Annotated in this window: 28 protein-coding genes; 24 read left to right on the top strand and 4 right to left on the bottom strand. The window is 32.5% G+C overall.

What is annotated here, in order from left to right:
- Window positions 1-8 precede the first annotated feature (8 nt).
- From arcC to RDK80_RS10715, 6 genes are all read left to right on the top strand, one after another.
- Window positions 9-920 (top strand): carbamate kinase, encoded by a 912-nt coding sequence (gene arcC, locus RDK80_RS10740; protein ID WP_308524290.1) that lies wholly within the window; start codon window positions 9-11, stop codon window positions 918-920.
- Window positions 921-1,043: 123 nt separating this feature from the next.
- The gene (locus RDK80_RS10735) at window positions 1,044-2,231 is read left to right on the top strand and encodes a M20 family metallopeptidase (protein WP_308524289.1); all 1,188 of its coding nucleotides are present in this window, start codon (window positions 1,044-1,046) and stop codon (window positions 2,229-2,231) included.
- Window positions 2,232-2,725: 494 nt separating this feature from the next.
- Window positions 2,726-3,337, top strand: a complete 612-nt coding sequence (locus RDK80_RS10730; protein ID WP_216559510.1) for a DUF6273 domain-containing protein — start codon at window positions 2,726-2,728, stop codon at window positions 3,335-3,337.
- Between the two features lie 5 nt (window positions 3,338-3,342).
- Window positions 3,343-3,636, top strand: coding sequence for a transposase (locus tag RDK80_RS10725; protein WP_374041669.1), 294 nt, complete (start codon window positions 3,343-3,345; stop codon window positions 3,634-3,636).
- A 313-nt stretch (window positions 3,637-3,949) separates the two neighbouring features.
- Complete coding sequence (locus RDK80_RS10720; RefSeq protein ID WP_308524288.1) at window positions 3,950-5,050, top strand: rhodanese-like domain-containing protein; 1,101 nt, start codon at window positions 3,950-3,952, stop codon at window positions 5,048-5,050.
- The gene (locus RDK80_RS10715; RefSeq protein WP_308524287.1) at window positions 5,031-5,471 is read left to right on the top strand and encodes a hypothetical protein; all 441 of its coding nucleotides are present in this window, start codon (window positions 5,031-5,033) and stop codon (window positions 5,469-5,471) included. Before RDK80_RS10720 ends, RDK80_RS10715 begins: the two co-directional genes overlap by 20 nt.
- Before the next feature lie 96 nt (window positions 5,472-5,567).
- On the opposite strand, the gene RDK80_RS10710 is transcribed toward RDK80_RS10715, so the two are convergent.
- Window positions 5,568-6,077, bottom strand: coding sequence for a flavin reductase family protein (locus RDK80_RS10710; RefSeq protein WP_216559504.1), 510 nt, complete (start codon window positions 6,075-6,077; stop codon window positions 5,568-5,570).
- A gap of 227 nt (window positions 6,078-6,304) precedes the next feature.
- On the opposite strand from RDK80_RS10710, the gene RDK80_RS10705 reads away from it, so the two are divergent.
- The gene (locus RDK80_RS10705) at window positions 6,305-7,381 is read left to right on the top strand and encodes a helix-turn-helix domain-containing protein (protein ID WP_308524286.1); all 1,077 of its coding nucleotides are present in this window, start codon (window positions 6,305-6,307) and stop codon (window positions 7,379-7,381) included.
- Window positions 7,362-8,615 (top strand): FAD-dependent oxidoreductase, encoded by a 1,254-nt coding sequence (locus RDK80_RS10700; RefSeq protein WP_308524285.1) that lies wholly within the window; start codon window positions 7,362-7,364, stop codon window positions 8,613-8,615. The genes RDK80_RS10705 and RDK80_RS10700 overlap by 20 nt, the downstream gene beginning before the upstream one ends.
- Window positions 8,616-8,679: 64 nt before the next feature.
- On the opposite strand, the gene RDK80_RS10695 is transcribed toward RDK80_RS10700, so the two are convergent.
- A complete protein-coding gene (locus tag RDK80_RS10695; RefSeq protein WP_308524284.1) occupies window positions 8,680-9,591 on the bottom strand; it encodes a DUF5692 family protein in 912 nt (303 codons plus the stop codon).
- Window positions 9,592-9,967: 376 nt separating this feature from the next.
- Here RDK80_RS10695 and hypB point away from each other — a divergent pair, with 376 nt between their 5' ends.
- From hypB to RDK80_RS10650, 9 genes are all read left to right on the top strand, one after another.
- Window positions 9,968-10,636 carry a hydrogenase nickel incorporation protein HypB gene (gene hypB / locus RDK80_RS10690; protein WP_308524283.1) on the top strand — a complete coding sequence of 223 codons (669 nt, stop codon included), beginning with the start codon at window positions 9,968-9,970 and terminating at the stop codon, window positions 10,634-10,636.
- 21 nt (window positions 10,637-10,657) lie between these two features.
- Entirely contained in the window at window positions 10,658-13,345 is a 2,688-nt protein-coding gene (locus RDK80_RS10685; protein ID WP_308524282.1) for an FAD-dependent oxidoreductase, read from the top strand.
- A 20-nt stretch (window positions 13,346-13,365) separates the two neighbouring features.
- Window positions 13,366-13,707 (top strand): hydrogenase maturation nickel metallochaperone HypA, encoded by a 342-nt coding sequence (locus RDK80_RS10680; RefSeq protein WP_308524281.1) that lies wholly within the window; start codon window positions 13,366-13,368, stop codon window positions 13,705-13,707.
- 13 nt (window positions 13,708-13,720) lie between these two features.
- Window positions 13,721-14,260 (top strand): ECF transporter S component, encoded by a 540-nt coding sequence (locus RDK80_RS10675; protein WP_308524280.1) that lies wholly within the window; start codon window positions 13,721-13,723, stop codon window positions 14,258-14,260.
- A 10-nt stretch (window positions 14,261-14,270) separates the two neighbouring features.
- Window positions 14,271-14,864 (top strand): class I SAM-dependent methyltransferase, encoded by a 594-nt coding sequence (locus RDK80_RS10670; protein ID WP_308524279.1) that lies wholly within the window; start codon window positions 14,271-14,273, stop codon window positions 14,862-14,864.
- Window positions 14,865-15,099: 235 nt separating this feature from the next.
- A complete protein-coding gene (locus RDK80_RS10665) occupies window positions 15,100-15,420 on the top strand; it encodes a nucleoside triphosphate pyrophosphohydrolase (RefSeq protein WP_308524278.1) in 321 nt (106 codons plus the stop codon).
- Window positions 15,421-15,454: 34 nt separating this feature from the next.
- Window positions 15,455-15,583, top strand: coding sequence for a hypothetical protein (locus tag RDK80_RS10660; RefSeq protein ID WP_308524277.1), 129 nt, complete (start codon window positions 15,455-15,457; stop codon window positions 15,581-15,583).
- 35 nt (window positions 15,584-15,618) lie between these two features.
- A complete protein-coding gene (locus RDK80_RS10655) occupies window positions 15,619-16,089 on the top strand; it encodes a hypothetical protein (RefSeq protein ID WP_094902364.1) in 471 nt (156 codons plus the stop codon).
- Between the two features lie 47 nt (window positions 16,090-16,136).
- On the top strand, window positions 16,137-16,370 hold the full coding sequence (locus RDK80_RS10650) for a DUF1653 domain-containing protein (RefSeq protein ID WP_256310666.1): 234 nt from the start codon (window positions 16,137-16,139) through the stop codon (window positions 16,368-16,370).
- 3 nt (window positions 16,371-16,373) lie between these two features.
- On the opposite strand, the gene RDK80_RS10645 is transcribed toward RDK80_RS10650, so the two are convergent.
- Window positions 16,374-16,823 (bottom strand): DUF188 domain-containing protein, encoded by a 450-nt coding sequence (locus tag RDK80_RS10645; protein ID WP_308524276.1) that lies wholly within the window; start codon window positions 16,821-16,823, stop codon window positions 16,374-16,376.
- Between the two features lie 217 nt (window positions 16,824-17,040).
- On the opposite strand from RDK80_RS10645, the gene RDK80_RS10640 reads away from it, so the two are divergent.
- The 3 genes from RDK80_RS10640 (at window position 17,041) to RDK80_RS10630 (ending at window position 21,306) form a co-directional block, all read left to right on the top strand.
- The gene (locus RDK80_RS10640; protein ID WP_308524275.1) at window positions 17,041-20,259 is read left to right on the top strand and encodes an SNF2 helicase associated domain-containing protein; all 3,219 of its coding nucleotides are present in this window, start codon (window positions 17,041-17,043) and stop codon (window positions 20,257-20,259) included.
- A gap of 127 nt (window positions 20,260-20,386) precedes the next feature.
- Window positions 20,387-20,944, top strand: a complete 558-nt coding sequence (locus RDK80_RS10635) for a CD3073 family putative ECF transporter S component (protein ID WP_256310663.1) — start codon at window positions 20,387-20,389, stop codon at window positions 20,942-20,944.
- Between the two features lie 59 nt (window positions 20,945-21,003).
- Window positions 21,004-21,306, top strand: a complete 303-nt coding sequence (locus RDK80_RS10630) for a hypothetical protein (RefSeq protein ID WP_256310662.1) — start codon at window positions 21,004-21,006, stop codon at window positions 21,304-21,306.
- A 26-nt stretch (window positions 21,307-21,332) separates the two neighbouring features.
- Here RDK80_RS10630 and RDK80_RS10625 read toward each other — a convergent pair whose 3' ends face one another.
- Complete coding sequence (locus tag RDK80_RS10625; RefSeq protein WP_308524274.1) at window positions 21,333-22,088, bottom strand: SDR family NAD(P)-dependent oxidoreductase; 756 nt, start codon at window positions 22,086-22,088, stop codon at window positions 21,333-21,335.
- A gap of 177 nt (window positions 22,089-22,265) precedes the next feature.
- Here RDK80_RS10625 and RDK80_RS10620 point away from each other — a divergent pair, with 177 nt between their 5' ends.
- Genes RDK80_RS10620 through RDK80_RS10605 form a run of 4 tightly spaced genes read left to right on the top strand, consistent with a single transcriptional unit; the run spans window position 22,266 to window position 25,437 of the window.
- Window positions 22,266-22,820 carry an RNA polymerase sigma factor gene (locus tag RDK80_RS10620; RefSeq protein WP_308524273.1) on the top strand — a complete coding sequence of 185 codons (555 nt, stop codon included), beginning with the start codon at window positions 22,266-22,268 and terminating at the stop codon, window positions 22,818-22,820.
- The gene (locus RDK80_RS10615) at window positions 22,810-23,424 is read left to right on the top strand and encodes a hypothetical protein (RefSeq protein WP_308524272.1); all 615 of its coding nucleotides are present in this window, start codon (window positions 22,810-22,812) and stop codon (window positions 23,422-23,424) included. Before RDK80_RS10620 ends, RDK80_RS10615 begins: the two co-directional genes overlap by 11 nt.
- A gap of 5 nt (window positions 23,425-23,429) precedes the next feature.
- Window positions 23,430-23,960 (top strand): DUF4358 domain-containing protein, encoded by a 531-nt coding sequence (locus RDK80_RS10610; protein ID WP_308524271.1) that lies wholly within the window; start codon window positions 23,430-23,432, stop codon window positions 23,958-23,960.
- A 55-nt stretch (window positions 23,961-24,015) separates the two neighbouring features.
- A complete protein-coding gene (locus RDK80_RS10605) occupies window positions 24,016-25,437 on the top strand; it encodes an MBOAT family O-acyltransferase (protein WP_308524270.1) in 1,422 nt (473 codons plus the stop codon).
- Window positions 25,438-25,477 lie beyond the last annotated feature (40 nt).

Below are 25,477 nucleotides of genomic sequence, written 5' to 3'. Positions count from 1 at the left end.
AGGGAAATATGAGCAGGATATTAATTGCTTTAGGAGGAAATGCTTTAGGAGATACTCCAAAAGAACAATTTGAGCTGGTAAAGGAAACGGCAAAACCAATAGTAGACCTTATAGAGAAAGGGCACGAAGTAATAATTGCTCATGGAAATGGGCCTCAAGTAGGTATGATTAACCTAGCTATGGAAGAAGTATCTATGCCTTTTCCAGAATGTATTGCAATGAGTCAGGGATATATTGGATACCATCTCCAAAATAGAATATATGAAGAGTTAAATAGAAGAAATATAAATAAAGATGTGGTAACTATAGTAACTCAAGTTGTAGTAGATGAAAATGATGAAGCTTTACAGAATCCTACAAAGCCTATAGGAAGATTTTATTCTAAAGAAGAAGCAGAAAAACTAGTAATAGCAAAGGGCTATAAAATGATAGAGGATTCTGGGAGAGGATATAGAAGAGTAGTAGCTTCACCAAAACCTATAGACATAGTTGAAAAAGAATGTATAAAAACTCTAGTGAAGGATGGACATATAGTAATAACAGTTGGTGGTGGCGGAATTCCAGTAGTTAAAAAAGACTTTGGCTATGAAGGAGTTAACGGTGTAATAGATAAAGATTTCGCTAGCGGCAAAATTGCAGAATTAGTTGATGCAGATTATTTATTTGTCCTAACAGCTGTGGATAGAATAGCTATCAACTTTGGAAAGGAAGACCAAACCAATTTAGATAAGATGTCTATAGAAGAGGCTTATAGATATATAGAAGAAGGACAATTTGCACCGGGAAGTATGCTTCCAAAGGTAATAGCGGCAGTAAATTTTGCCAAATCAAGAAAAGGAAGACAAGCGATAATAGCTTCATTAGAAAAAGCAAAGGAAGCATTGGTTGGAGAAAGCGGAACAATAATATATAATAGTTAGAGTAATACTAAGATGGATTATATGATATAATTAGAGACATTACAGATATAAGAGATATAATGAAATGAAGATAGCTTTATATACGGTATAGTTTGCTAAATTAATCATTGAGGTGATGTAGATATGTTCAATATAATCCAAGAAGTAAAGAAAATAGAAGAAGATATAATTAACTGGAGAAGAGAACTTCATCAAATACCAGAAATAGGACTGGATTTACCAAAGACCGCAAAGTTTATAATGGATGAATTAGATAATATGAATATAGAATACCATACCTTAGTAAATGGAAATGCTATCGTAGGATTAATAAAAGGTAAAGAAGAAGGAAAGACCATAGGATTAAGAGCGGACACCGATGCTCTTCCTGTTAAAGAGAAAACGGGATTAGAATTTGCGTCAAATAATGGATGTATGCATGCCTGTGGACATGATGGACATACTGCCATCTTGCTAGGAGTAGCTAAGGTATTGAATGAAAATAAAGATAAATTTAAAGGTAATGTAAAGTTACTATTTCAACCTGGAGAGGAATATCCAGGTGGTGCAAAACCTATGATAGAAGAAGGTGCTTTGGAAAATCCTAAGGTAGATGCTGTAATGGGACTGCACTTAGGAAATCTAGGAAAGGAAATTCCTAAAGGAAAAATAGGAGTATCTTATGGAGCAATGATGGCAGCAGTAGATGTAATGTATATTAAAATAAATGGGAAGGGTTCTCATGGTGCATACCCTCATCAATCTATAGACCCTATTGTTACAGCTTCAGAAATTGTTTTAGCATTACAGACAATAATCAGCCGCGAAGTAGATCCAGTGGAACCAGCAGTAGTATCTGTTACTAGAATAGACGGGGGATTTAACCATAATATAATTCCAGATTCAGTTGAAATTCAAGGAACAATAAGGACAGTAAATGAAGAGACTAGGCAGAGAATCTCCAGAAGAATAGAAGAAATAGTAAAGGGAATAACCCTAGCCCATGGAGCTAGTTATGAGATTGATTATGAATTCTGTTATCCGGCACTTATAAACTCAGAGGAGTTTACTAAGGGATTTGTAGAATCGGCTAAGAAGATAATCCCAGAAGAAGATATAATAGAGATGAAATCGCCTGTAATGGGTGCAGAGGATATGTCCTTTTTCTTACAAGAAGTTCCGGGAACCTTTTTCTATCTTAGTAACATGGCAGAAATAGACGGAGAATTTCATCCACATCATAATCCTAAGTTTGATATTGACGAAGGAGAAATGTGGAAGGGTGCAGCCCTTATTATACAGAATACAATAGATTGGTTAAATAAAAACTAGGCTTATGCCTAGTTTCAGGCCATCGACATTTTATATGTTGATGGCTTTTTAATATCTATGATTAGTAAAAGAATTATGCTATACTAATTATTAGTCGGATAATATACACATTACTTGCCCGAATTTTTTGGTTTTGACTGCTCTAAGGAGGCAATAGTACTTGGAGAACCTTCTCACATATATGAAGGTTGGGTATCTGTTCCAGATGACATAGAAATACCCATGCCTTTAGTAAAGCGAACCTTTAGTGGTGGGTTATATGCCGCACATGTATTGAGGACATGGGATTTTGAGGATTGGCGTTTATTAAGAGAATGGGTCAACGCCAGCGATAAATATGATAACGACTGCGATTCCCCACGCTGGACATCGCCTGAAACTGTTGCGGGGCAGGGATTTGAAGAAACGTTGAATTTTTTATAATTTTATACAAAAAGGCAGTAAAATGGAAGATTTACAACTTGATTTATTATTCCCTATTAAGGAGAAGGACAATGGAAGATTATAAAATTGGCTCGATAATATCATTCGGTGACTACAACTGGCGTGTGCTTGACATACAAAATAACTCGGCTTTGGTTATAACTGAAGAAATAATAGAACAACGTGCTTACCATGATGCTTATAAAGATATAACATGGGCTGACTGCGCGTTAAGAAAATATCTTAATGGTGAATTTTATGACAAATTCAACGCAACTGATAAATCAAGGATAATTCCGGTAATAAATAAAAATCCTGATAATCAGTGGTATGGTTCAAAGGGCGGAGCAGATACGCAAGACAGTATATTTTTATTAAGCCTTGAGGAAGTGTGCAAATATTTCGGTGATAGCCGTTCAAAACTGCAAAACCGAGGAAAAAATCAAAGATATTGGTTTGAAAGAAAAGATGAAAACAACAGTAAGCGAATAGCAAGACTTCAGGGTAAAGAATGGAGTTGGTGGTGGTGGCTTCGGTCGCCCGGCCGCGTTAATGTAAAAGCCGTGTACATCTTTGGGACTGACGGTAATATAGGTATCCAAGGCAACAATATATTGAAAGGCAACATCAGCGATGGCAAATGTACAGGCGGCGTTCGTCCCGCTTTATGGTTAAATATATAATTTGAATTATGGCTAATGAGCATAATACTGTAGGAAGCAAGGAACTCTATGCACTCCCAAGCCAAACCATTGAACGAGTCTTTGCAGATGCTAAGGAGCTTCATGGTATGCGTTATGTCAAGCATAGAGGTTTAGACCGAGTGAAAATGGAACTAAACCTCTTATTTGCCTGCATGAATCTCAAAAAATTGGCGAATAGGTTGTGGAAGAACGGCTTAACCCCTTTGCTTTTTGGCTTGTTTGTGTCAATATTTGAAGTTTTTGAAAAAAAATTTTGCGAACTTGAAATTGCTTCTTGATTTTTGCAAACCAAGAAGCAATAAGTCAACAATCTGAAACTAGGCTTATGCCTAGTTTTTTTAATAGTAGATATAGACTTAGAGATAATCGATATAATTATATCTACATTACTATTATTGAGACTTCCATATTAATAGCTAGAATTATTAACTATACTAGAAACTTTTTCTATAGATTTTATCTATATCCTTAATTTTATTTATAGATTTTATTAATTAGACTTTATAAAATAGAAATGCTACACTTTTAAAGATATTTAACTTTATATAGATATAAGGATATTATAATAAGATACTAGTAGGAGGCTTTTAAATGAACAAGAAATTTTTTACTTTGTTACTTGTAGCTGCATTAATGATAACAGTATTTACAGGATGTAAACAACAACCTAAGAAATCAGATAGTAATCTGGTAAATAAAGAATCAGTAGCTAAGGATGAAGATACACAGAAGTCAGAAGTTGAAAAGGTTGAAGCTGTGGATGTAAAGAAAGTATTTGTTTCTCCACAGTGGGTTAAAAGTGTTATTGATGGGAAGCAGGAAGAATCAAAGAAATATATAATTTTGGAAGCTTCTTGGGGATCAGCTGATGATAGTCCGGATTATAATACTGGTCACATACCAGGTGCTGTGCATGTAGATATTGCAAGCATCGAGGGAGAACCTTATTGGAATCTAAAATCTCCAGAAGAAGTTGAACAAGCAATGCTTGAACTTGGAGTTACAAAGGATACTGCTGTTATTCTATATGGATCTGATGTTTCTGGTACTGCCAGAGTTGCATATGCATATTTATGGGCAGGAGTTGAGAATGTTAAGGTGCTTAATGGAAGTCTTGATGCGTGGACAAAAGCAGGATATGAATTAGAAACTACTGCAAATGATGCAACACCTGCAACGGAATTTGGTGCAAAGGTTCCGGTGAATCCGCAGTTTTGGATATCAGTTGAAGATGTGGATAAGAAATTAAAAGATGATTCTAATTTCCGTTTAGTAAGTATTCGTTCATATAAGGAGTTCAATGGTGAAACAAGCGGTTATTCTTACATTGATAAAGCTGGAGAGCCTAAGGGGGCTGTATGGGGTAAAGCAGGTAGTGATCCATACCATATGGAAGACTATACCCATGAAGATGGAACCTATATTACAATGGATGAAATGAAAGAGCTTTGGAAAGGACTTAACTTTACCTTGGATAATGAGCTTTCTTTCTATTGTGGAACAGGTTGGCGTGCATCAATTCCGTTTTTAATTATGTACGAAAATGGATATACCAATATGAGTATGTATGACGGTGGATGGTATCAATGGCAAATGAATGATGATCATCATGTTCAGGTGGGAGATCCAAATACTGGTGAAGTCGTTTATACGACAGTAGGTGAACTTTCAAATGACAAGGCGGCAAAATAGAAGTAAATATATATGCGCAATTTTGTGTGGCATCTTAGAGTTTTTAGCAATAATCGGAGCCTATGCAGCTCATTATTTTACTAAAACTCGAATGGGAATGCTTCGTCATGTGATATATCTTAACGGTAAATGGCAGAAGGCATTTCCTATTCCAACGATGAAATGGATTGCTATAAGTATCATCATTGCTCTTGGAATCATTGCATATCTGCGTTACCGTAAGGGAAATACAGGCTATAATATTAATATTCCTATAATGCTATTGACTATTATCATGAGTATATGGACAGTATATTTTTTGCTTGTCTATAGTACAGAAAAGAATCGTGCTTATTATATTTTAAGTATTTGTTTCCTATTGGCAACAGTATTTCAAAATATTTTATATCATTGTATTTTTTCAATTAAATCAAAAAGATAAATTTAAAAGAGAGACTGAAATTATTTCAGTCTCTCTTAGTTATATAATCCATTATAATTAAACCTATATTTTCATGATGTGTATGCTAGATATTTATTATTCTCTCACCAATATCTTAGTTACTTCTCCAATATATAATGTATGATGGTCAGAATTAGGATAGATTTTTTCATTAAGTTCCTGATCAATGAATGACTCAGGTTTATATTCCTGAGCAAATAATTTCTTACAGAAGATTGCTATATTTGCTTCTTCAAAATAAGGAATATTATTATCATGTAAAACTGTAAAATTAGATTTTTTGATTTTATCTTCATCTCTACCAGATTTTGTTCCAAGATAAGATAATGTTTCTCTAAAACTATCATCAAAGTAGGTCAATGAGAATGAATCTGAATTATCTATAAACTCCTTAGTATAGCGTTGTGGACGAATAACTATATATGCCACATTCTTATTCCACATAACACCTAAACCACCCCAAGAAGCAGTCATTGTATTAGTTTTTCCATCCTTTTCTGCAGTAATTAGCATCCAATCCTTGCCAATTAATTTAAATGGGCTATAGTTAAATTCTTCAGGTCTAATTTCTTTAAATTTAGTCATATATAATCCCTCCATATTTATCATTATACTTATTATTATATAATAGATGAAAGTAAATTCATATTATGATAGGTACATTTAACAAGAAATAAATAGAGAAAATAAGGAAAAAATTGGGAAATTCTTGAGAATATAGTATAATGATGGTGATATGATAATGTGAAGTAAATTAGTAGACATGAAGGCTATATCATTGAAATGCTCATTAAAGGAAAGGAGGTACTGTTATGAAATCCAAAGGATTTAATGCACATAATAAATATATGATATTGAAACATGCATTGAAGGAGAATAACGTTTCCCGGACCTGTGAGCTGTTTGGTATTTCTAGGACAACCTTTTATAATTGGCAAAGGGCTTATCAGAAGTATGGCATGGTTGGACTGGAAATAAAGGAACCACAAAAGCCACAAATGCCTAATAAAGTCAATAAGACTATTGAGCAGGAAATATTAGCATATGTAAGCAGTTATCCTGCCGATGGACCTAAAAGAATTTATTATGAACTAAGAGCTGAAGGAATTGATATCGGAGAGACAGGTATTTATAATGTCTTAAGGCGAAATAATTTGACAAGAAAGGCTCAGAGAGTGCAATATTCTAAGAATAAAGCATTTCATATGAAAACTAATCGAAAGGATAGTAAGGAAATACTTGGATTTTTTAATAAACAGGAGATTTATCCAGGGTATTTAGTTATCCAGCGGATTAACTTTATGGGAACTTTTGATGGTATTGGAAAAATATATCAATATAGTTTCTACGATGCTGCTTCAAAATGGATAGCGGTAAAACTATACAATAAAAAACAGGATATTGATATATGGAATTATTTTGAGCGTAAATTAGTTTATTTATTGAAGCTATTCAATATAAATATTACAAATTTAGCTACTGACAGAAAAAAGGAGTTTTTACCTTACTTTGTAAAAGGTAATAAGTATAAAGAAGTTATAGAAGAGCTTCATATAAATCATATATTTATTTCTTCTGAGGATAATACGGCATTAGAAGATATGATGTCATTAAATAAGTTTTTGGTTACAGAGTTCTATGATAAAATTGGTTTGAATCATGAACTTGATTCATTTGCAAAGGTTGAAGGTGCACTTAATAAATTTATAAGGGAATATAACTTTTACAATATAATCCTAAATGGTCACAATACAGGTAGGACACCTGTTGAGGCAGTACTTGAAAGGGCATCACAAAATAATGTAGATTTAGATACATTGCCACTTTGGATTCTGGCATTGATAAATTATTCAAGGCGGGGTGAGAAAAGTGAACAGGGAAGACTGTAAAATTGCAGTAGTTGGTGGAGGACTTTCAGGACTTGTTATAGCCGAAGGTCTGCAAAAAAGGGGATATAAAAATATCACTGTTTTTGAAAAAGATGAACGGATAGGTGGTAAATTGTATACCATCTGGCATAAGGGAAAATCTCACGAACTGGGGGCCATATTTGGCCTACCTTCTCAACCATATCTTAAGGCTTTAATGAAACGGCTAAATATCAAAGCAGATGGACCAAAATTATCTCGTACTAATTATAATACTAATGGTCAAAAAACTATACCCATACCGAAGGAAAAATTGGAAGACTTTGTGGATGAACTGGATCGATTGCCAGATGTATTAGAGATGTATAAGTCACTTAAAAAATCAAATATTGAAAATGTTGAGCCTGTATTAATGCTTCCATTTTCAAAATGGTGCGATATACATGAATTTCGGATTTTAAAGACCATCTACACCCAATATTTTACTATCTTTGGATTAGGCAATATTGATGAAGTACCAGCCCTATATGTACTTAGAATCTTAAACTACGACCATTTAATGTCCTTTATGGAGTTACCAGAGTTTGCTACCTGGAAGAATGGGGTTTCTTCATTGACAGAACGACTAAGAAAGGAAATCAAAGATATCCGGCTAGGTCAAAAGGTAATAGATATTTCTTTGTCTCAGCGAGAAACTCTATTGGTACAAACTCAATTTGAAATTCTTGAATTTAATCGAGTTATCATTGCCGCTCCCTTGGATCAATTTTCAAATCTTCATTTTTGGGATCAAGATATGAAGCGACACCTAAGCAGTATAAGATATCAATCATTTAATGTTTATGCATTCATAGCTGATAAAATCCCCAAGGGCTGTGGATGCGTATTAGAAAACTTATCACCCAATCGGCAAGGACATATTACCATATGGAACTCTAGGTGGGATGAAGAGGATAATGAAGGGATGGTGATGCTTTATGCATATAATCCTAATGATAGCTCTAAAATTTCTGCTTTAGATATTATTAAGGAGGACTTGTTAAAATTAGGTATACAGAATCCAAGGCTTTATCAGGCTAAAAATTGGCAGCATTGCCCCTATGTAGATACTTATGCCTTAGAAAATGGATTTTATGATAAAATGGAATCCATGCAAGGTAAACACAATGTATTTTTAGCAGGTGAAATTATGAGCACACTTTCAATGGAAAACTGTATACGGTATTCTATAGATTTATTAAATCGTTTTTTCTAGCCAATTGATTAATTATATTAAAAATCTCCTTAAATCAATAGCGATTAAGGAGATTTTCTTTAATTTATATAGATTCTAGCTTTGAACTTATTTTTGAATCCTTCCAGATCTGGTCCTTTAAAGGATTGAGACCATATTTAGCGATTCGGTAGAACTGCCAAACTGCCAATATTATATTAAGACTTAAAGATAGTATTGCCAGAGTCCAGTTAGCTTGAGGATTGTAGCTTACCTTTACATTAAAAATACTGCCTGTAGCAAAGAAATATGGGAATGTCATGACCCATGACATCCAAAATAACAATGTATGTGCACGGTTTTGCATCCAAGTTCCTTTTGACCATAAAAGTGCAGGAATAGTGGGTGCAAGATTTAATGCTAATCCTGAATACAAGGCGTTGCCAGGTGCACAGGAATATACATAGGATATATTCCAAACTCCATAAGCTATAATATAAAGGAGATTTTGGTCAGGCCATATCATATCTCTACGTTTACCTGAAGTAGAGTAGATACCAAACCAACCGCAAATCACCAAAATATTTAGAATTCCAGCTATTGCATTTAAATAGTTCCACCCTCCGGATATATAATACATACCGTCAACCATTCCATTAAAGCCAGCTATACCAACTTGAAATTCTCGTGCTACAGCTTCCAAGATATTGATAGCTAAGATAGATGGAATAAGTATTAGATACCATCTGTGTTTCTTATGGTAGTCTGTAAATCGAACGACCATATAAATAAGGCAACCTGCTAGTGCCGAATAAACCTTGACCCAAGTAAACCAAGATGTAATTTCATTAGGGCCTCTGGTGACCCAAACTATAGTAAGGATTATCGGTAAAACCATAAACATAAAAATACTTACTCTTTTACTTGTGCGCGAAAGCTCATTCAATCCGATAAGAATGCCAAGAACAACAAACCACATAATTATGTTATACCAGGGAAGCGTTTCAAAAAAGAACATAACCAAAACCCCTTTCATATAAATATAATGATTTGATACTTTCAAAATATTACGTTAAAAAAATAACGTAAATTCAACTATAGTTTATCATTAATTTAATTCCTAATCTATAGTATTTCAGCACATTCCAATGACTTTTTTACATTCAAGTAATGTTTACATATTTTTTTATAAGAAGTGCTTAGAATTAGGATTATATAATTTACAAGTGTAAACAATACTTGAAATAGAAAGTCGATAAACATTGAAATCTTACTGTCTCCCCTTTTTTGACAGTAAATTTTATTTTAAATACAATGAAAGTGACAAAATAGTAACGATTTTTATAGAGCTGTATTGTAAATGTAATGAAAATTTGTAGGGAGGCGGGTAATAAATGGAGAAATTTAAAGTTTTAGAAATCAAGGAAAATATTTTCGAAGATAACAATCGACAAGCAGATATTCTTAGGGATGAATTGAAAAACAAGGGAATATTTCTGTTAAATCTCATGTCATCACCAGGATCAGGTAAAACAACTACAGTTTTAAGGACTATTGAAGCTTTGAAATTGGATATGAAAATTGGAGTTATGGAAGCAGATATAGACTCTGATGTGGATGCTCATGCAGTAGCTCAAACAGGTACAAAGGTAATCCAATTGCATACGGGGGGAATGTGTCATCTAGATGCTGATATGACAAGACAGGGGCTAGAAGGATTAGGAACAGAAAATCTTGACTTTATAATACTGGAAAATGTAGGTAATCTTGTATGTCCGGCAGAATTTGATACAGGTTCATCTAGAAATGCTATGATACTAAGTGTACCAGAGGGTGATGATAAGCCACTTAAATATCCCTTGATGTTTTCAATTGCAGATGTTTTACTTATTAATAAAATAGATGTAATAGATTATTTTAACTTTGATTTAGAGGCAGTAAAGGCTCGTGCAAAGAAATTAAATCCAAATATAAAGATTATTCCTATTTCTGCAAGGACTGGAGAAGGAATTGAAGAATGGACTAATTGGATTCGTAATGAGGTAAAAAGCTGGCAGGAATAAAAACATTAAGGAGTGAGATTTATGGGAAAGCCAAAAGTATTGGATTTAGCAAATCATATTGGTAGAAAGAAGCCTAATTCAAAGTCAGCATATAACTATAAAGATCCTGAATATATGATATTAGAACCAGTAGTCACAGATGAAATGGCAGAAGTAGGATTATGCTTAGAATTTCGCAAGCCAAAGAGTGCAAAGGAAGTAGCACCTTTATGCAGCCAATCCCTAGAGGATACAGAAAAACATTTATGGGAATTAGCAGTTGCTGGTGCTTGTTTTGTAAATAAAATAGATGGAGAAGATAAATACTGGCTTGATACTTGGGTGCCAGGAGTTATGGAAATGATGGTTAACAATAAGGAAAATGTAAAGAAATATCCTCAAATAGCAGAAGCTTTCGAGGCTTATGGTAGAGTAAGAGGGCCAAAAACAGCAGGAGCATTTCCGGTGGGGAAAGGTCTGATGCGTGTCATTCCTATTGAAACAGCCATTGATGGTGAAACAAGAAGAGCATCTTATGAGGAAGTATCAAAATATCTAAATGAAAATGAAATATTTTCAGTATCTGATTGCTCCTGTCGTACGGCTAGAGAGGTTATGGGAGAAGGCTGTGGACATTTAAAGGAGGACATGTGTATCCAATTGGGACATGCAGCGGAATATTATATCCGTACAGGAAGAGGTAAGCAAATAACTAAGGAAGAAGCCTTTGAAATCATAAAAAGAGCAGAAGAAAATGGTTTGATGCATCAAATACCAAATTTAGATGGTTTTGGAAAGACTCATGCAATATGTAACTGTTGTGGATGTAGCTGCCTATCTTTAAGAACTGCAGGGATGTTCTTAAATAATGATATGGTCAGATCAAACTATGTATCTCATATTGATAAGGAGAAATGTGTTGCCTGTGGAGAATGTGTCCAAGTCTGTCCTATAAATGCATTAAAGCTAGGTCAAAAAATATGTGCTAAAACACCAATTAAAGAAAATAAAAGGATAGATTTTCCATCTAATACAGAATGGGGACCAGATAAATGGAATCCTGATTATCGTACAAACAGAGAGAATGTAGTGGATACAGGAACAAGCCCTTGTAAGACTCAGTGCCCGGCTCATATTTCTATCCAAGGTTATATTAAGTTGGCTTCTCAAGGAAAATACAAGGAGGCCCTTGAACTGATAAAAAATGAAAACCCATTCCCTGCAGTATGTGGACGTATATGTCCAAGAAAATGCGAATCTGTATGTACTAGAGGGGATATAGATGACCCAGTAGCTATAGATGATATTAAAAAATTCATAGCGGAACAGGACTTAAACAAGGAAAATCGTTATATACCAAAAGTTAAACATAATTATGGAAAGAAAATAGCCGTTATAGGAGCAGGTCCTTCTGGTTTATCCTGTGCATATTACTTAGCCATCGATGGATACAAGGTGACAGTATTTGAAAAACAACAGGCCTTAGGCGGCATGCTTACTCTCGGAATTCCATCCTATAGATTGGAAAAAAATGTAGTAAATGCTGAAATAGATATTCTAAAAGAATTAGGGGTAGAGTTTAAGACGGGTATTGAAGTAGGAGAAGATATAAGCCTCAAGGAATTAAGACAACAAGGATACAAGGCATTTTATCTTGCAATAGGAGCACAATCAGGAAGAAAATTAGGAATTGAAGGAGAAGAGGGAGAAGGGGTTATTACAGGAGTTGATTTCCTTAGAGATGTAAATTTGGGAAGAGAAGTAAAGCTTGAAGGAAATGTAGTAGTCATAGGTGGAGGGAATGTGGCTATAGACGTAGCCAGAACAGCTACAAGAGTAGGAGCATCAAAGGTAGATATGTTCTGTTTAGAAAGTCGAGAGGAGATGCCCGCTCTAGATGAAGAGGTTGATGAGGCAATGTCAGAAGATATCGTAATAAATAACTCTTGGGGTCCTAAGAGAATTGTCACGGAAAATGGCCGTGTAGTAGCCATAGAATTTAAGAAGTGTACTTCTGTATTTGATGAGAACAAGAGGTTCAATCCTAAGTATGATGAAAACAATACTATTACAGTAAAAGCAGACCATATATTATTATCCATAGGTCAAGGTATTGAATGGGGAAATCTATTAGAGGGCTCAAAGATAGAGCTTAATCCAAATAAGACTATCAAAGCTGATTCCTTTACTCTTCAAACTGCTGAATCAGATGTATTTGCAGGTGGTGATGCTATGACAGGTCCTAAATTTGCCATAGATGCCATTGCTCTAGGAAAAGAAGCTGCAATTTCCATTCATCGTTTTGTTCAACCGGGGCAAAGCTTAGTACTTGGACGTGATAGAAGAGCATATCATGCCTTGGACAAGGAAAATTTGATACTTGAAGGATATGATAATGCTCCAAGACAGAGGACAACTCATGTAGATGGAGCAAAGGCTAAGACTTCCTTTAATGACCTAAGAGAGACTCTTACAGAAGAACAAGTAAAGAAGGAAACAGAGAGATGCCTAAGCTGTGGAGCTACAACAGTAGACGAATATACGTGCATAGGATGTGGGGCATGTACCACAAGATGCAAATTTGATGCTATATCTCTCATAAGAAAGTATGATGAAGAAAATGTATCCTTTGAAGATCTTAAACCAATAATAGTCAAAAATATGATTAAGCGTAAGGGCAGAATGGTTGTCCATAAGGTTAAGAAATCTATAGGTATTTATACTAAGTAGAATGTGTAGGAGTGAGCTATTTGCACGAATTAGGCGTAGTTATTAAAGTAGTTAAAACAGTAGAAAATTTTGCTAAAAGCAATGGAATAACAAATATAGATACTTTGGTGCTTCAAATAGGACAATTATCCTCCATGATACCGAGATATATTGAAGCCTGCTATCCAGCTGCAGTAGATGGAACTATGCTAGAGGATACTAGGCTTGAGATAGAGATTCTACCGGGAAATGGCATGTGTAAATCTTGCCATAAAGTATTTAGTCTGATTGAAAATAAATACTGCTGTCCTTATTGCGGAGGAGAAAACATAGAGGTATTAAGTGGTAAAGAGTTTATGATTAAAGAGATTATCGCTTATTGAAGGAAGGGATATTATGAAAAATAAAATGATAAAGAGCTTGGTATTATCGGGAGTATTTATAGCCACGGGGCTTGTATTGCCCATGGCATTTCATGCTATAGGAGGAGCAGGTCCAGTGTTTTTGCCTATGCATATTCCTGTACTAATTGCTGGATTTTTTCTAGAATTACCATTTGCAGTTGCAGTAGGTATATTGACTCCCCTTTTGAGCTCATTATTGACGGGGATGCCACCATTTTTTCCAGTATTGCCCTATATGATTCTTGAGCTTGCAACTTATGGAGCAATAGTAAGTCTTCTTTATAGAAAATCAAGGGTGAATGTCTACATGTCCCTTATCATTAGTATGATATGTGGTAGAATTATGGCTGGTGCTGCAGTATGGGTATTGGCAACAATTTTTATGGTACAGCTTCCTAGTCCGGTTGTGTTTGTGCAAGGTGCAATCATTAAAGGGATTCCAGGGATTATCATACAATTAATCCTAATACCTTCAATTGTATTAGGGGTGAAAAGATTCAATCCAACTAGCGAGTTTCATAAGTTCACATAGGTGAATTTAAATGGAATCGCAAAAAGATTTTTTTAATAGATTAGCAAACACTTGGGACGAAATATGTAACCACGATATGATAAAAGTAGAGTCTATACTGGATTTAGTTGAAATAAAAGCAGGAACCCATATTTTAGATGTTGGAACAGGGACTGGTGTACTGATTCCTAGCTTATTTCAAAGAGTAACCCAGTCAGGTTACATCAAGGCAATTGATGTAGCTGAAAAAATGATTGAGGTTGCTCAGAGAAAAAACAAATATGAGAATGTAATCTTTGAATGTGTAGATGTATTGGAGAGCAAAGATGATGAAGGCATCTATGATCATATCATCTGCTATTCCATGTTTCCTCATTTTAAACACAGAGAATCAGAAGCGATTACAAGTCTGGCACAAAAATTGAAAGCTGGCGGAAAACTTACAATTTGCCATTCTCAAAGCAGGGAGTCCATTAACAATCTTCATAAAGGAGCAGATGAAACTGTAAAAGAGGACAATTTACCTCCAATGGCAATACTGAGGCAATACTTTTTAGATGCTGGGTTGGAAGTTTTAAAGGAAGTAGATAATATGGATATGTTCGTAATAATCGGATGTAAATAGTTAATTGAGGATAACCATTCTGATGTGATTCACAGCAGGGTGGTTATTTTTCCTATGAAATATGGTGGTTGCATATCATTTTTTTATTACCTTAATAAGGTATATATCTAAAATAATAAATAAAATACTATAATATAGTAAGGAATAAATACAAAATAACAGATAAAAAATTGGGGATTTTTTGATAATATAGTATAATAGGGGTAATATGATAAGGTGAGGTAGATTAGTAAATATGAAATCTATAGAATATAATAAGTTAGTAAGGGATAGAATACCAGAAATAATTGAAAAGGCAGGGAAGCAGGCAATAGTTGAAAAAGTAGGTGAAAGTCAACTTATTAAGCTATTAAATAAAAAGCTTGAGGAAGAATTAATCGAATATCTTAAAAGTGGAAATGTAGAAGAACTTGCAGATTTAATAGAAGTAGTATATGGAATTCTTGACCATAAAGGAGTATCAATTGAAGAATTTGAAAGAATTAGACAAGAGAAAAATGAGAAAAGAGGAGCTTTTAGAGAAGGACTTGTACTTATAAAGGTAATAGAACAATAATATATTATAAATGAAGGTTTTAGGGAAATAATTCTTGAGATCCAAAGCTATAGATTTTTATATAAGAAATGGATTTAAAGTAAATGGAATTGATCTAAGCTGTTATACTAATGATGATATTGGGAAAAATGAAGTAAGGATAGAAATGGTTTATAGAATGTAATGAGAGGTTGTTAGTAATTTCTAGGAGGGAAAATCATGAAACTTATAAAATTTATATTGATTGGGATTATATTTATCTTGATATTTAATGCTCTAGGTATGTTTAATCCTGAAACAAGTAAAAAAGTAGATAATGCTGTTGAAATAACTAAAATTAAGATAAACGAATTTAAATATAAGGATAAGCCCCTTATTGATATGTCGTTAAAAGAGTTAGCCTCTAATATTTCTTCTGACATTAATTATTTAAAGGAAGAGGTAATTACAGATGAAGGGGTTAAATTATCAGGAAAGGGATTATCTGTGATTATAAACCCAACGAAAGATACAATTCTCACTGGTAAGGTTGATGCTACAGAATCTAAGGCTGTAGAATCTCTAGAGAAGCTTCTTTATAACTTGACTAAGAAGGATATCAAGATTCCAGATGAATTTTTAGACAAAAGTAGCTTTAATGTTGCTGTAGAAAAAATAGATGGAGAATATAATCTAAAATTAGATGAATAAGACTTAAGTAATTAAGATGTGATTACACAAAGAAAAGGAGTCATTATATGAATAATGAAAATACTAGAACAATCAAGCCTAATACAAAATATAAACATTTCAAAGGAAAAGAATATTTAGTCCTTCATATAGCAAAACATTCAGAGACTTTAGAAGATATGGTTGTATACCAAGCTTTATATGGAGAATGTGGAATTTGGGTTAGACCATTAGATATGTTTTTAGAAAAAATAGAGCGAGACGGAAAGTCAATTAATAGGTTTGAAGAAATTGTTGAATAAAGGTTAGGGTACTTGAAAATTATGTTTTTCAATTAGTTTTCTTAAGACAATTTCAAATTCCCTATCCGCTTCAGGAATCCTTTTCTTAGCTTTGCTATAATATTTATTCTGTTTTCTAAGCTGTTGATGTAAATGTCTTCGATTTAACATTCCATCTATATTATTTTGTGAAAATATAAAGCCATTTTGATTTATACAGATAGCTTCTTTAGATAAACACATAGCAGCTAATCCATAATCCTGGGTGATAACTATATCACCTTTTTCTATTCTATTTATTATATAAAAATCAGCACTATCACGTGAAATATCTACAGAAACAACAATTGCGTAAAGGTCGGTAATTTCATGGGCATAGTTTTTTACAACTATTATTTCTAATTTATACTCTTTAGCAATTCCTACCGCTATATCAACTACGGGACATCCATCTGCATCCACATATATTTTCATATTCTCACCTCAATTCATTATATCATGAAAGAAATAAATATATACTAAGAATCTATATCAGGATTATAGAACTATAATAATATATTATCTGACAGAGTAATGTTTGGATATGTTAAAATAATTCTTAGGTATATGGAATATTTATTAGAATTAAATTGTTATATTAGCAATGGAAATATAGAAAAAATATATTGCTTATAGATATGGTGGTGAAAAAATGTCAAGATTAACAGACGAAATATTAATAGATAGAGTAGAACTCTATGACACATATGAAAAAGGAAAACAATATTATGAATCTGGAAAAGTAAGAGAAGTAAAGACAACTCCAAACCATAATTATTATGTTGCCAGTGTAGTTGGAGGTTCTGTGTATAAATCGATTGTTGAGTTTAATAGCTATGATAATATTGTTGCTACATCTTGTACATGTGGAGCCTATAAAAAATATCATGGAGATTGTAAACATATAGTTGCTTTGTTGATATTAATTATGGACTACGAGGAAACAAGTCTTACAAGATATAAGAAATATGAAGGAGATATAAAAAACATACTTCATTATTATAGCCAAGAATCAAGTGATATAAAAACTCCTGTAAATCTAGAAATAAATTTTAAACTTACAGCTGAAGGAGCTTTTCTTGATTTTAGAATTGGAGTAGATAAACTATATGTGGTTAGAGGGGCAGAGAAATTTATATCAGATTTACAAGAAAATAAGGAAATAGAATTTGGCAAGAAATTTAAATTTAGTCCAGAGATCCATTGTTTTAACTCTAATGATAAGAAATTGATAGATTTTATTACCTTATTATATGAAAATTATGAAATAAATTTTTATAATTCTTATGGTAATAAATATAACAGTACATTTAAAGGAAATGCTATATACTTAGGTCCAGAATCTCTTAAGAGATTTTTTGAATTAATGAAAGATAGAAAATTTAATGCAAATATATATCATAGTTATGTTGAAGACATAATAGTAACTGATGAAGATATGGAATTAAACCTGAAAATAGAGGAGAGTAAAGAAGACCTTCTGTTAAGAGTTGTTGATGGATCACAGTTAATATCCTTGACACCAAATGGAGAATACTTTTTTTATAAGGATAAGATTTATCAATTATCTCAGGAGAAAATAAATAATATAATGCCAATATATAATGAAATAATAAAAAAAGAAACAACGGCAATAAGGATAGAAAAAGATTTAAAAGAGACCTTTATTTCAGAAGTACTTCCTGTTATTAGAAGGCATTCAAAATTAATTATAGATAAAAATGTAGAAGAGTCGATCTATAGTGAGCCATTACATTCTATAATGTATTTTGATAAACAAGATGAGTTAATTCTTGGAAAGGTAATATTTAATTATGGAAATATAAGTATAAATCCTTTTTCTTCACAAAAGACAAATGATTTAAATACAGAAAAAATATTATTAAGGGATATAGAAACTGAAAGGACTATAATGATGCTCCTAGAACAAGGAGATTTTAAGGTGGAAGATGGAGGATTCTATCTAGAGGAAGAAGAGCAAATTTATGATTTTATAACTGATATTATACCTGAATTACAGAAACATTGTGAAGTATATTATTCTGAGAGCTTTAAGAAAGTGGGCCTTATAAGCCCTAAGAGCTTTAAAGGTGGACTCAAGCTTGATGACAAATCAGATATTTTGGAATTTAATTTTGATATAGAAGGTGTAGATGATTTTGAATTTGAAAATATCTTAGGAAGCTTAAGAGAAAAGAAGAAATATTACAAATTGAAAAATGGTTCTTTTTTGTCTCTTGATAATAAGGCCTTTGACCATATAGTAGATATGTTGAATTATTTAGATATTGAAGGAAAAGATTTTCATGATGGAAATGTTAAAATTCCTAAATTTAGGACATTGTATCTTGACAAGTTTATAAGAGATAGAGGAATTGAGTATATCAAGAAAAATGTAAATTTCAAGAGATTAGTACAAGATATAAATGATCCAGATGATATAGAATATGAATTACCTAAAGGATTGATAGCTGATTTGAGGGATTATCAAAAATTTGGTTTCAGATGGCTTAAAACATTATCGAATTATGGATTTGGTGGAGTTCTAGCTGATGAAATGGGTTTAGGAAAGACGATTCAAATGATAAGCTTCTTACTATCTGAGAAAGAGGAAAAAGGTTCTGAGGCAAGTATAGTCATAGTACCTACATCTCTTGTATATAATTGGGAAGAAGAAGTAAAGAGATTTTCTCCAAGTCTAAAAACCTTAGTAGTAGTTGGAAGTAAGGATGAGAGAAATAAACTCATTAGCACTATAAAAGACTATGATTTAATAATCACTTCATATCCGTTAATTAGAAGAGATATAGGAGAGTATAAAGATATATTTTTTAGATACTGTATATTAGATGAAGCACAGTATATTAAAAATCAAGAATCCCTTAGTGCAAAATCTGTAAAAAATATTAAGGCAAAGAATTATTTTGCTTTGACTGGAACACCTATGGAAAATTCATTATCTGAACTTTGGTCAATATTTGATTTCTTAATGCCAGGGTATCTTTTGACAAGTAAGAAATTTATTAGGAAGTATGAATGGCCAATAGTTAAGAAAGAAGATAACGAAAAGTTAAAAGAATTAAGTAATCAGATTAGACCCTTTATATTGAGGCGATCTAAAAAAGAAGTATTAAAGGAATTACCAGATAAGATAGAACAAAAGATAGTAGTAGATATGTTAAAAGATCAGAAAAAATTGTATAAGGCATATTTACAGGCTATAAAAGGTGAAATAGATGATGAGATAAATACAAAGGGATATAGTAGGTCACATATAAAAATTCTTGCTGGGCTAACAAGATTGAGACAAATATGCTGCCATCCTGGAATATTTGTAGAAGGCTATAATGGTGGAAGCGGGAAACTAGATTCCTTAGAGGAAATAGTAGTTGAAGCTGTTGCTTCTGGACATAGAATATTGATATTCTCACAGTTTACAACTATGCTAGAAAAAATAAAAAAACTTTTAGAATCTAATAAGATAAAGACTTTATACCTTGATGGAGGAACTCCTATTATGGAAAGGAGTAATCTGGTAATGGACTTCAACAAAGGAATAGGAGATGTATTTTTAATATCTCTTAAAGCAGGAGGTACTGGATTAAATTTACCTTCTGCAGATATGGTAATCCATTTCGATCCATGGTGGAATCCAGCAGTGGAAGATCAAGCTACAGATAGGGCCCACAGGATAGGACAGGAGAAGACTGTTCAAGTTATAAAACTAGTTGCAAAGGGAACTATAGAGGAAAAAATATTTAAGCTACAGGAAAAGAAAAAAGAAATGATTGATAAAGTAATTACCGATGGAGAAACATTAATATCAAAATTATCAGAAGAAGAAATAATGTCATTATTTGATATGGAGTGAGGAAAATAAATAATATAGTAATAAAATCCGTCTATATCTAAAAAATAACTATAATATTTATCAATTATACAATAAATAACCTATATACTATAATTTATTTAATTAAATTATAGTAGGAGGTTATTTCATGAATCAAAGAAACAGGACTTATGCATTGATTTTTTCATCCTTAGCTATTGCAGTAAATATTGTACTTGGCACAGTAGTTGACATGTTAAGCATACCGCTATTATTTCTAGATACTGTAGGGACTATATTTACAGCAGCTGTATTTGGACCTTGGTATGGAGCTTTAGCAGGAGGATTAACAAACTTGGTTCAAGGAGTTATTACAAATCCGAAGGTCATACCCTTCGCATTAGTTAATATTGCAATAGGAATTACTGTTGGCTTTATAGCTAAAAAGTGGAAGTTCAATTTTGTAACAGCAGCTATAACTGGAATAATACTTGCAGTGGTGGCACCTTTAATTGGTACGCCTATAGCTACTTATGTATATGGAGGTATTACAGGAGACTTTAATGACGTATTATTTACTTGGCTAGCTCAGTCAGGGCAAAAGATTTTTACTGCAGCCTTTATTCCTAGGATCACAAGTAATTTTGTCGATAAAATAGCCAGTTGTTTAATAGTCTCTCTATTAATCCAAAGGCTTCCAAAGAGATATATTGAAGGAGCGAAATAGATGGAATTCATCAGCTCCCCTGTCCAGAGTATAGACATTTAGGATTGAAGCGAAAGCCTATGGATAAGCTTGAGTATGATACTGCGGAGTTTAGAACTCTCTGCAAAAGCATATCTCAAGATGTTATAAATATTATGAAAGAATACTTAGATAATGAATATGAGATTGTTGGACTTTTGGGCATCAATGAAAGTCCAAGCTGTAGCATAAGAGGTGTAAAGGGAATATTTATGGAAAAGTTAATAACTTTAGCTACAAAAGAACAAATAATATTGAACACTATAGATGTGCCAGGAGAATATTTTGATGGGGGAGATAATGAAGAGTTCATTAAAGAGCTAAGAGAATTTATAAAAAACTAGGTGATATCACCTAGTTTTTTAATTGACTAATATGCAGTCCAACCAGCATCGGCTACAATGGTTGCGCCATTGACTAGGCTGGATTCATCGGAAGCTAAGAATAATGCTATATTTGCAATCTCTTCTGGAGAACCAGATCTTATATTATTTCCAGTACCAGACATTATTCGTTCAACTCCAAAAGCATTAGGTTTCTGATTTGAAGTTATTTCTGTATCTACTCCACCGGGACATATAACATTACATCTAATTCCTTTATTGGCATACATGAATCCAATGTTTTTAGTTAGACCTACTAAACCAAATTTAGATGCAGTGTATGCAGCACCACCTCTAGCACCATTTAACCCACCAATCGATGCAACATTTATTATATTGCCCTTTCCAGATTCAACCATAAAAGGTAAAACCTTTCTAGTTAATTTCATAGGTGCTGTAAGGTTTATATTCAATATATTTTCCCACAGTTCGTCAGACAAATCATGGGCAGGTGTGAAATTATCAAGGTTTCCTGCATTATTGATTAAAATATCAATTTTACCTAGGTTTTTTACGGTATAGTCCACTAATTTGTCTATATCTTCTTGTTTAGATACATCTCCTTCAAAGGGAATAATAAATCCCTTATATCCTGTAGAAGAATTTACAGGTTCTTCTAACTTATTCATTCTTCTAGCCACAGCAACCACCCTCGCACCTTCCTTGGCAAATAGTAAAGCCATCTCCTTACCTATACCAGAACTAGCTCCTGTAACTAGAACAATTTTTTCATCTAATCTCATTTTTCACCTCCAAAAATATTCTTAATATATTTTCTCTTATTTATTGTAATAAAGTCAAGAAAAATTTTAACCATATATATTATGGGGTATTTTCTAGCAAATTAAAAAAATATAAAATTTACTGTAACTTTTTGTCCACTCAGACGAATAATATATGAAAGACAATGGAGGCCTCCAATGATAGATGATAAAATTCTTTATAAAAAATTTCTTGAAGGTAATATAACTGCTTTTGAAACCCTTGTACTTACTCACAAGGACAACTTAATATACTTTATTTCTCGATATACTGGAGATATCTTTATTGCTGAAGATATTGCTCAGGATGTATTTGCCTATGTCTATGTTTACAAGGAAAAATATAAATTTGACTATTCCTTTAAAACTTATATATATACATTAGGACGAAATAAGGCCATAGATTATGTAAGAAAGCAATCAAAGTTAAAAGTAATTCCCTTTGAAAGAGATAATGAAATATTATTAGATGAAGATAGTCTAGAAGAAAAAGTAATAAAAGATGAAGAAAAAAAACTCCTTCTTGAAAGTTTGAAAAAGTTAAAACCTGATTATGAAAAAGCCATTTATTTAGCTAACTTTGAAGAACTATCTTATGAAGAGATATCAAAAATTCTAGGAAAAACCTTAGGGCAAACAAGAGTATTGATCCATAGAGCTAGAAAAGCTCTTAAAGAAATATTGGAGAAGGGAGCTGGACATGATGAAAGATAATAGGGAATTCCTAGAAGGGGTATATAAGAAAGCAGAAAAATTAGAAAGAGAAAGAGTTGAAAAAAGTAGAATATATAAAAAATATGCAAAGATTTCATCTATGGCGGCAGCTGTAGTTATAATAGTTCCTTTACTATTATTTAAGGGACAAATTTCAGTTCCAAAAGACTATACTGAAATTCCTCAAATAGCGAGGAGGTTTACCATAGATGATCCTATGACTAACTTTTATGATGCAGATTATATAATTATAGGAGAAACTAAGAAAATTGATAAAAGTCAATATATAAAAGAAAACAATTATATATATACAGATATTACCATAAGTGTTGATCAAGTCTTTTTAGGGGATATTCATAAGGATGAAATCGTTCTTAGGGTAAGGGGAGGAAAGGTAGAAAAGGAAAAGGTTTTCTCTCAAATGGAAGGTGAATTTAAGAAAGGAAAGAAATCTTTATTATTTCTTCAGGAAGAGGAAGGATTATATTATTTAGTAAATGATGGTGAAGGTCAATTTTTAGAGGTAGAAAAGGATGTCTTCATAGATAAGCAGGGAAATAAATATAGTACAGATGAGATAAAAGACAATATAGATAGGAGATAAGTGAAATGAAAAAGATATTTGGATTATTTTTAGGGATGATAATGATGGTTTCATTTGTAGGAGGCTGTGCTCCAAAGAAAAACGAAGTAAAGACGGTGGATTTAAAGGAAGTACATGCTGCTGTTAAGGAAGTACTTGGTGAAGATTATTATCCAAATAGAGAATTAACTATGGAGGAAATAGAAAACTTAATAGGTATAAAAGAAACAGATATTGAAATCGTTATAGCAGAGGCACCAATGATGAGTGTCAATGTAGATACTTTTATTGCAATTAAAGCAAAAGAAGGTAAAGGAGCTACCATAGAAGAGAGTTTAGAAAAACACAGAAAATTTCTTGTAGAGGAATCTTTACAGTATCCTATGAATATGCCTAAGGTAAACTCTGCTAAGGTAGTTAGACACGGAGATTATGTTTTCTTTTTAATGCTTGGCAAATATGATGATAGACAAGAGGCTACTGATGAAGAAAGGCTTGAATTCGCAAAGACAGAAGTAAAAAGAGCAGAGGATGCTATCAATAAGTTCTTTGAATAAATTACAATCTAGTCTGATTTTTATCAGACTAGATATCTTTTAATGGGGGATCATTATGGTTTTTAGTAGCGTATTATTTTTATTTTATTTTTTACCCTTTGTTTTAACGATATATTTTATATCACCTAAAAAATATAGAAATTTCACACTATTAATAGCAAGCCTTTTATTCTATAGCTGGGGAGAGCCTAAATATATATGGATTATGATATTTTCAACAGTCCTTGATTATACCTGTGGTAGATTAGTTCATTATTATAAATGCAATGAAAATATAAACAAAGCAAAGCTCTGGTTAGGAGTATCTATATTTGTTAATTTAGGATTATTAGGTTTTTTCAAATACTCTGATTTTCTTATATCTAATATAAATAATATATTAGGTTCTAGCATTCCTCTATTAAATCTTACCTTACCTATAGGGATATCATTTTATACTTTTCAAACCATGTCCTATACAATAGATGTTTATAGAGGAGATACAAAAGTACAAAATAATATTATTTCCTTTGGTACCTATGTAACTCTTTTTCCTCAACTTATAGCAGGGCCTATAGTAAGATATCAAACTGTAGCAGAAGAGATAGATAATAGAGTAGAATCCTATGATTTATTTAGTGAAGGTATAAAGAGATTTGTTTTAGGTCTAGGAAAGAAAGTTTTATTGGCCAATAATATAGGGCTTCTTTGGGACAATATATCCCATCTAAATATGTCAAATATTCCAGTGTTAACTGCTTGGCTAGGCATATTGGCTTTTAGCTTTCAAATATACTTTGACTTCTCCGGATATTCAGATATGGCTATTGGTCTTGGGAAGATTTTTGGATTTAATTTCTTAGAGAATTTTAATTATCCTTATATGTCTAAAAGTATTACAGAGTTCTGGAGAAGATGGCATATATCCTTGGGTACATGGTTCAAGGAATATCTATATATTCCTTTAGGAGGAAATAGAAAAGGGAGAATTAACCATATTAGAAATATATTAATAGTTTGGATTTTAACTGGAATATGGCATGGTGCCAGTTGGAATTTTGCCCTGTGGGGATTATTCTTTGGAATTATATTGATTGTAGAAAAGCTATTTCTTTTTGATTTGTTGAAGAAGTTGCCTCAATGTTTTTCAAGGATTTATACCCTATTTCTAGTCCTTATATCATGGGTTATATTTGCCTTTGATTCCATAAAGGATGGGCTAAGTTATATTAAAATCTTATTTGGATTTGGAAGGAATGATATTTTTAATCATACATCCTTATACCTACTATATACCAATATATTATTATTTTTAATTCTTATAATAGGGTCAACAGATATACCTAAGAGGTTGTGGAAGTATGTGAATAATAGATTTAATAAGATATCATGGATTGTAGAAAATATATTTTTATTAGCAGTCATAGTATTATCAATAGCATATCTAGTAGATCAATCCTACAATCCATTTTTATATTTTCGTGGCTCTGTAAACTAAATATGAAAAAATAGTACAATATCTTCATAGAATTGCTCTA

It is taken from the genome of uncultured Tissierella sp. (genome assembly GCF_902479755.1).
In the GTDB taxonomy this organism is placed as follows: domain Bacteria; phylum Bacillota; class Clostridia; order Tissierellales; family Tissierellaceae; genus Tissierella; species Tissierella carlieri.
This window is presented reverse-complemented; position numbering and strand designations above follow the sequence as displayed.